We start from the raw sequence: 7,483 nt of genomic DNA on the forward strand, positions 1-7,483 counted from the left end.
GGGCATCTACCCCCCAACTTGCCACCCACCACCAGCCAATAAACGACAGCGCCTGCAAACCGGCAAACCCGAACAGGGCTACGCGACGACTTAACCGCATCATTGTCAGCCCCGCCAACCCGGCACCTGCCAGCCCGACCAATGAGGCCACCAGGTCCAGGGTGCCGATTTCTGCCAGGGTCCAGTGACTATCGACCAGGAAGGGTTTGATCATGCGGGCGCCAAAACCATCCCCCACTTTGTAGCCAAGCAGGATGAGCAGCCAAACAGCCAAACCCGGCCGCCGCCAGAACAGGGCCAACTGGCGCAGCCACCACCGCAGGGTCACCGGTTTGCGTGGGCGCACCGGTTCAAGAGGCTCATCAAATCGCCAGGCAGTAAGCGCCACCAACAGCAACATCGCAATAACGGTAAACAGCGTAGCTTGCCAGCCCAGCCAGCCGACCAGAATCAACAAGGCGCCACTGCCCAGAATCATCCCGATCTTGTAACCACTGACCTGAACGCTGTTACCCAGGCCACGCAACCTCGGCGTCAGTAGCCGGGCGGCCAGACCATCGGTGGCAATGTCCTGAGTGGCACTGAACAGGTTGAGCAGAAACAGCATGACGATAAGCACGGCAAAACCCGCACCAAACAGCCAGACTTGGGGCAACATGGCAGCCACAGCCAGTACTGCCACCACCCCGGCCAGGCAGGCCAGAATCCAGCGTTTTCGATGATCGGGGCCGCCGCTGCCCCAGCGATCAACCCAGGGCGCCCAGATAAACTTCAGCGCCCACGGCAAGGCAGGCAAAGCCAGCAAGCCAATCCATTCCGGCGACAATCCCGCATCACGGGCCAGCGCCGGCATGGATTTCCCCAGCAACCCAGCAGGTAGACCCTGAGCGAAGTACAACATAGCCAGGGTGGCGAATAGAGGCATACTTCTACCGCGCCCAGAGACCACGCTTAGTAATCCCGGTGGAAGCTGGCCCACACGGTAATTTCTTCCCGGTCGTAATACAGGTGGGCGGCTTTGATCACCGGTTCACCTAAATGCTCCATGCGCCCCATGGCCGTGGTGAGTTTTTCCAGCAGCTGCCAGGTTTCCTGAAAGCGCCGTTTCATCGGCAGCTTCAAATTGAACAGCGCGGCATTGGCCCACCCCTGTGTGAGCCACTTTTCCATGTGCTGCAAGGTACGGGCGGGCTTGTCCACCACATCGCATACCACCAGATCCACCTTGCTGCGCGGACGCCAGGTGAACGCATCCCCGGACACGTGCTGCACCGGGTATTCATCCAGCAGGCGCGGATCCATCTTGCCGTGGTCCACCGCCTGAACACGAATCCCCCGCCGTGCCAGCTGCCAGCTCCAGCCGCCCGGGGCGGCGCCCAGATCCACCGCCGTCCTGGCATTCAGTGCATCGGCGCTGCCGAAGAAGCGGATCAGGGCTTCTTCCACCTTCAGCGCAGAGCGGCTTGGCGCCTCCGCAGGCAGCCGCAAGCGCAGCACGCCGCCTTCCACCAGTGGTATCGCGCCGGGGCTAGTGCTGACCCAGCCGTTGTGGGAGTCACTGAAGAAAAGGTGAACCCGTTGTTTTGCCTTTGCCCGCAGCAAACCGGCTTTTTTCAAGCGCGGCTCCAGCGCCTTGCGAAACCCCCGCAGGAAACGCTGCAACTCGCGGCCTTCATTGGTATCCGGGTGTTCCAGGTAGAGCTCGGAAAACGGTGCCGCCTGCTCCAGCAGGGGCCACAGAGCGGTAATTCGGTCGTCGCCGATATCGGTGAACTCACCCACACACACGCTTAGCGTGCGCGCAAAAATCAGCCCGCTGTCCTGCAGGCTGGCCAGCGAACCTTGCTGGCTGTGCCACAGCACGTACCCGCTGTTGGCGGTCGCGCGGGGGTAACCGGCCACCATCTGGTCTGCCGCATGGAAATTCAGTTCGGCAGCCAGGTCCGTTTCAAAACCCGGCCGGCACAGGGCCAGCAGGGTTTCGGACTGGGAATTCAACAAGTCACTGTGCATGAAGGTCTCGCGCTGGTTACAATGTGGCCCATTGTCCTTATCACAACGGCTGGATCAATAATGAAAATAACACTGCCGCTGACCCTGAGCTTCACTGCCCTGGTTTCCCTTGCCCATGCCGACGAAGAGCTGGCCCCACCGGATGTGGATTTCTATGCCGAGGCCCAGATGATGCGAGCCGACATGGACCCATACGGGTTCGATACGGCGGACGGGCTGAATATTAAGATTGGACTGTGGCTAAACAGTGTAACGCTGGGAAAAAACAGCCGTTTCGGGCTGGAAGGCGGGTTTGTCAGCCAAAGCGAAGTCTCCAATAACAGCCAGTTCACCCGCGCGCCCAGTGTTTCCGAACAAAACGCCGGGGCAAGCTCCGTCCTGGTGCAGGAAGAAGATTCTCTGGATCTAAGCGGTTTCACGGTGGGGGCGCTCTGGCAGTCACCTTACTGGCTATACCTTCGTGGTGGCGGCTATATTTACAACCTCAAGCTGGAAAACCGCCAGGACAGAATCTTGCTGGACGGCGGTGGCAGCACCGTAAACACGGTCAACGATTCCCCCGTAAGCGATAGCCAGAGCGGCATTGCACCCTACCTGGGTATCGGCTTGGCTGTGCCTCTACTCGAGAACCTGTCACTAACGGCAGATTATCAACAGACCCAGCTGGAATCTGAAAGTTACGGCACAATGGGCATCGGCCTGCGTTATAGCAATTAGGCCGCAACAAGCAGCATGCTTCACGCTTGCACGCGATGGGATTCTCTTGGCGTGGTGCGTGTAGCGTGCCGCCTGCTCGCGTTACTTCACAAACACCACGGTCTTGTTACCGTCCACGATCACCCGATCTTCCAGATGCCAACGCACCGCACGCAACATCACCTGTCGCTCCACATCCTGCCCCAGTGAGCGCAGCTCAGCTGCAGAATGGCGGTGGCTTACTCGCTGCACGTTCTGCTCGATAATCGGCCCCTGATCCAGGTCCTCTGTCACATAGTGGCTGGTGGCACCGATCAGTTTTACGCCCTTGTCGTGGGCCTGCTGGTAGGGGTTCGCGCCCACGAAAGCCGGCAGGAAGGAGTGGTGGATGTTGATCACCCGATGCGGGTAGTGAGAAACAAACTCCGGGCTGAGAATCTGCATGTAGCGCGCCAACACCACCACATCAACCTTGCCTTCAAGTTTGGACAGCGTCTGGGCTTCCGCCTCGGCCTTGTTGTCTGCGGAGACCGGTATATGGTGGTACTCGATGCCAAAGCGCTCGACTTCGTCGCGCAGGTCATCGTGATTACTGATCACCATGGGAATGGTGGCAGGCAGATCGCCCCGGGAGGTGCGCCACAACAGGTCCATGAGCACATGGTCGTGCCGTGACACCAGCACCGCCATGCGCTTTTTCTCGCTGGCGTAGCTGATTTGCCACTGCATACCATAGGGTTCGGCCACCCGTCTGGCAAAATTGTTTCGCAGCGCTTCCCGGGAACAATCCAGTTCTGGCGTCTGAAACTCCAGGCGCAGGAAGAAGGTGCCGCCATGGGCATCACTGGAATGCTGATCGAAATCGGTGATGTTGGCACCGTGGTTGTATAGGAAGGTGCTCACCGCGCTGATGATTCCCGGCTTATCCGGGCAAGTAACCAGCAGACGTGCCGTGTCGGCATCATTGACTGTCATGGAAGCTCTCGAGGCTGATCGTCAGTGAGAGAGACAGGATGGCGCCCCGTTAAAGGTTGACGCCAAAATGCTCTCGACGGAAATTGGACGGTGTTTTTCCGGTCCACTTCTTGAAGGCCCGGTGGAACGAACTGGCTTCACTGAAGCCCATCAGTAGTGCGATTTCATCGATGCTCAGATCCGGCTTGGACAGGTAATACACCGACGCATCCTTGCGGATGGCATCCTTGATTTCCTGATAGCTGGTGTTGGCATCCTTGAGGCGGCGCCGCAGAGTCTGCGGAGTCATGTTCAGTTTGCTGCAGATTTCCGTGAAATCCGGGAAGCTGTTGCCATATTCATTGGAAATAATAGCGCGAATCTGTGCCGGCAGGCCCACATTGTGAATGTTGCCGTCGAACAACTGGGCCAGCGACTCCTTCAGGAACTTGGACAGAGACAGCTCGTTCTGCACCAAGGGCAAGTCCAGGAAGTCCGCCCGGAACGTCACCGCATTACCATCAGACAAATACTCGATAGGACAATCGAACAGGAAGCGATGCTCCTCGTCATTGCGCACATCAGAGTAATCCAGCTTCACCTGCTGGGGCTCAATGGCCTTGCCCACCAGCCAGCTCATGAAGCGCAGCCAGATAAACAGGGAGGCTTCGATAATCACTTCGCGGAAATCAAGACGCGGGTCAGCGACCACAATAAGCCTGGCCACATCGCCATCACGCTCAATGCGTGACTGAAGGCTTAGCTCGAACAAGTCGTAGAAGCGAATACCCCGCTCCACCGCCGCCCCCAGGTTCGGGCAGTTGATCACCGCATGAGCCATCATGGAGAAGGTGCCGGGCTTTGATTTTCGGCCCTGACCAAACCCCAGAAACTCGTCCTGGGTCTGAGTCATGATCAGCAACATCATCCGGATAAAGGTATCCCTCTCAATGGTCCCATCCGGATCATCCAGTACTTGCCGGGGAATATTACACTTGTCCAGAATCTCGGGAATGCTGGCACCGGAACGGGCGGCGCCCTGCAATAGCTTCACTACCCGATTAATATTGATCGTTCTGCGATGGTACATCGACCTCCACCCTCACACCTTAGGCGGCCTCTGAATAACGCCTCGCTCTCCGGGGCTTTCAGGCTGGCACATACTCGTTGTTGCAATTTTCTGATGAGTGGACACACCGTCAAAATTGCGCCTGGATTGTGAGCCAGCCTGAAAGCCTGAGCCTGCAAGGCATTATTCAGCGGCTCTTGGCATTGCCATTAAGCGAATCCGTACCCGTCAGCATTGTCATCGGCACGTTTATTATTTACCGGCCTGCTGTTTTTAAAGAGTCCGGGAGCGTCAATCATAAAGAAACTGGCCGGAATTAACATACTGTCTACCGCTACAAAACCGTTGCATCGTGATTCTGGCAGGAAAAACCCGCCTTCACACAGATTTCACCCTTGTTATCCTGCGCTGTCTACGATAAAAATCACTAATGAATGTTCTCGTCGTTGAAGACAACAAGGCTGTCAGCCTGATCATCTGCCGCATCATCGAAGAGCTCGGCCACCAGTATGTACTGGCCGCAGACGGTGAGGCCGCCCTGCGTCTTTACCATCAACGGGACATCGACCTACTGATCCTGGATGTGGAACTCCCCATTCTGGATGGGTTCACCGTGGCCCGCGACGTACGCAACGGCAACCCCCACATCCCGATCCTGTTTATTTCCGGCAACAACAGTGAAGCCTGTTTCCAGCAATGCCTGGACGCCGGCGGCGACACCCTGATGCCCAAGCCCTTGCGCCCCAGTGAATTGCGCACCTGGCTCAACAGCAGGCTTGCTTCCCACCACGACAGCGTTCCCGTCTCCCCCGCCGCTGGCTGACCCGACTCTTTTCAGGCTCCTCATGGCATCGGGTTCCGAGCAAATGTCAGGATTTGCCTGATTATCCAGCCTCAGCAACCACTAGACCTGCGGCTGACGTCTTCATTTTGTGCCCCCCTCGCCTTTATGCTTTCGTCGTACCGCTAATTTTCAGATTACTCCTTGAGTACACCCCCAAAGAGATAGCGAAAGCCACCGGCAGCCGGCGCTGCATCACAAAAAAGCCCGGCTGGATAAGCCGGGCCTTTTTGAAGAAACGCAATCTCAAGGGTTACTTGTAGATTTCGCCTTTTTCCGCTTTTTCCAACAGTGAAGCCGGCGGGTTAAAGCGCTCACCGTACAACTTGGCCAGTTCCTGGGCGCGCGCAACAAAACCGCGCAAGCCGCCTTCATACTGGTTGATGTACTGCATCACACCACCGGTCCAGGCGGGGAAACCAATGCCGAAGATCGAGCCGATGTTGGCATCTGCCACGGAATCCATCACGCCTTCATCAAAGCACTTCACCGCTTCAAGGGACTCGATGAACATCATCCGTTCCTTGATGTCTTCAAACGGCATGTCCTTGCTGCCACCGAAGGCATCGGTAAGGCCAGGCCACAGGTGCTTCTTGCCGTTTTCCGGGTACTCGTAGAAACCTTTGCCCTGCAGCTTGCCCGGGCGATCCAGTTCTTCGACCATTTTCTTCATGACCACTTCCGCCGGGTGTTCCGGCGGCAGCTCAGTGCCTTCACGCTTGGCATCATCACGGGCTGCTTTACCGATCTTCAACGCGGTTTCCATGTTGATTTCATCGATCAGATTCAGAGTACCTACCGGGTAACCCGCCTGCATGGCCGCCTGCTCAATGGACTGGGCATTGACGCCTTCGCCCAGCATAGCGATCCCTTCGTTGGCGAAGGTGCCGATCACGCGGGTGGTAAAGAACCCACGGGCGTCGTTGACCACGATCGGGGTCTTCTTGATCTGCAGACAGTAATCATAGGTCTTGGCCAGCGCTTCGGGGCAGGTGTCCTTGCCACAGATAATTTCCACCAGCGGCATCTTGTCTACCGGGCTGAAGAAATGGATACCGATAAAGTTATCCTTTTTCTTCACACCTTTGGCCAGGCCGGTAATCGGCAAGGAGGAGGTGTTGGAGCCCAGCACCGCATCCGGATTAACCACGTCTTCAATTTCCTGGAACACCTTGTGCTTCAGCTCGGTGTTCTCGAACACAGCCTCAATCACAAAATCCACGCCTTCCAGATCTTTGGCATCTGCAGTGGCAGTAATGCGGCCGAGGATCTCTTCTTTCTTTTCCTCGGTCATCTTGCCTTTGGAGATTTCCTTGTCGAGTAGTTTGCGGGAGTAATCTTTACCCTTCTCCGCGTTCTCGGCAGAAATATCCTTGAGCACCACATGCGAGCCAGAACGGGCTGTTACATAGGCCACGCCTGCGCCCATCATACCTGCGCCCAGAACACCGACTTTTTTGGCACGGAATTTTTCCACGCCATCGGGACGGCTGGCGCCACCATTGATGGCCTGCAGGTTGAAGAAGAATGCAGTGATCATGTTCTTGGCGACCTGACTGGTCACCAGTGACACGAAATAACGGCCTTCAATCAGCGAGGCGTTATCGAAGTCTACCGCAGCACCTTCGATGGCCGCAGACATGATCGCCAGTGGCGCCGGGTAGTTGGCACCCTTGACCTGCTTCTTCAGGTTAGCCGGGAACGCCGGCAAGTTAACGGCAAATTTCGGGTTCTTCGGATCACCGCCCGGAATTTTGTAACCCTTCTGGTCCCAGGGCTGCATGGCCTTGGGGTTCGCCTTGATCCACTCACGGGCCTTGGCCATCATCTCATCGCGATCGGCTACCAGCTCAATCAGGCCGATTTTTTGTGCCTTGTCAGCCTTCATGCGCTGACCCTGCATCAGTACC

7 protein-coding genes are annotated in these 7,483 nt (G+C 57.0%); 2 read left to right on the plus strand and 5 right to left on the minus strand.

The genetic code is table 11. From position 1 onward, the window contains the following. On the minus strand, positions 1-925 hold a 925-nt coding region (locus tag A3730_RS10605), incomplete at its 3' end, for an MFS transporter (protein ID WP_156501137.1). 26 nt (positions 926-951) lie between these two features. Next, positions 952-2,013 carry a 23S rRNA (cytidine(2498)-2'-O)-methyltransferase RlmM gene (gene rlmM, locus A3730_RS10610; RefSeq protein WP_063519921.1) on the minus strand — a complete coding sequence of 354 codons (1,062 nt, stop codon included), beginning with the start codon at positions 2,011-2,013 and terminating at the stop codon, positions 952-954. Between the two features lie 60 nt (positions 2,014-2,073). Between rlmM and A3730_RS10615 the strand changes: the two genes are divergently transcribed. Beyond that, on the plus strand, positions 2,074-2,730 hold the full coding sequence (locus A3730_RS10615) for an outer membrane protein (RefSeq protein WP_063519922.1): 657 nt from the start codon (positions 2,074-2,076) through the stop codon (positions 2,728-2,730). An 81-nt stretch (positions 2,731-2,811) separates the two neighbouring features. On the opposite strand, the gene purU is transcribed toward A3730_RS10615, so the two are convergent. Both purU and A3730_RS10625 read right to left on the minus strand, forming a co-directional pair. Next, positions 2,812-3,684: a formyltetrahydrofolate deformylase gene (gene purU, locus A3730_RS10620; RefSeq protein WP_063519923.1), complete on the minus strand. Its 873-nt coding sequence runs from the start codon at positions 3,682-3,684 to the stop codon at positions 2,812-2,814. Between the two features lie 49 nt (positions 3,685-3,733). Beyond that, positions 3,734-4,753 carry an AraC family transcriptional regulator gene (locus A3730_RS10625; protein WP_063519924.1) on the minus strand — a complete coding sequence of 340 codons (1,020 nt, stop codon included), beginning with the start codon at positions 4,751-4,753 and terminating at the stop codon, positions 3,734-3,736. Positions 4,754-5,162: 409 nt separating this feature from the next. Between A3730_RS10625 and A3730_RS10630 the strand changes: the two genes are divergently transcribed. Continuing rightward, entirely contained in the window at positions 5,163-5,555 is a 393-nt protein-coding gene (locus tag A3730_RS10630) for a response regulator (RefSeq protein ID WP_063518781.1), read from the plus strand. Between the two features lie 271 nt (positions 5,556-5,826). On the opposite strand, the gene A3730_RS10635 is transcribed toward A3730_RS10630, so the two are convergent. Beyond that, positions 5,827-7,483, minus strand: a 1,657-nt coding sequence (locus A3730_RS10635) for a 3-hydroxyacyl-CoA dehydrogenase family protein (protein ID WP_063538041.1), incomplete at its 5' end; no start/stop codon positions are given.

It is taken from the genome of Alcanivorax sp. HI0044 (assembly GCF_001634945.1).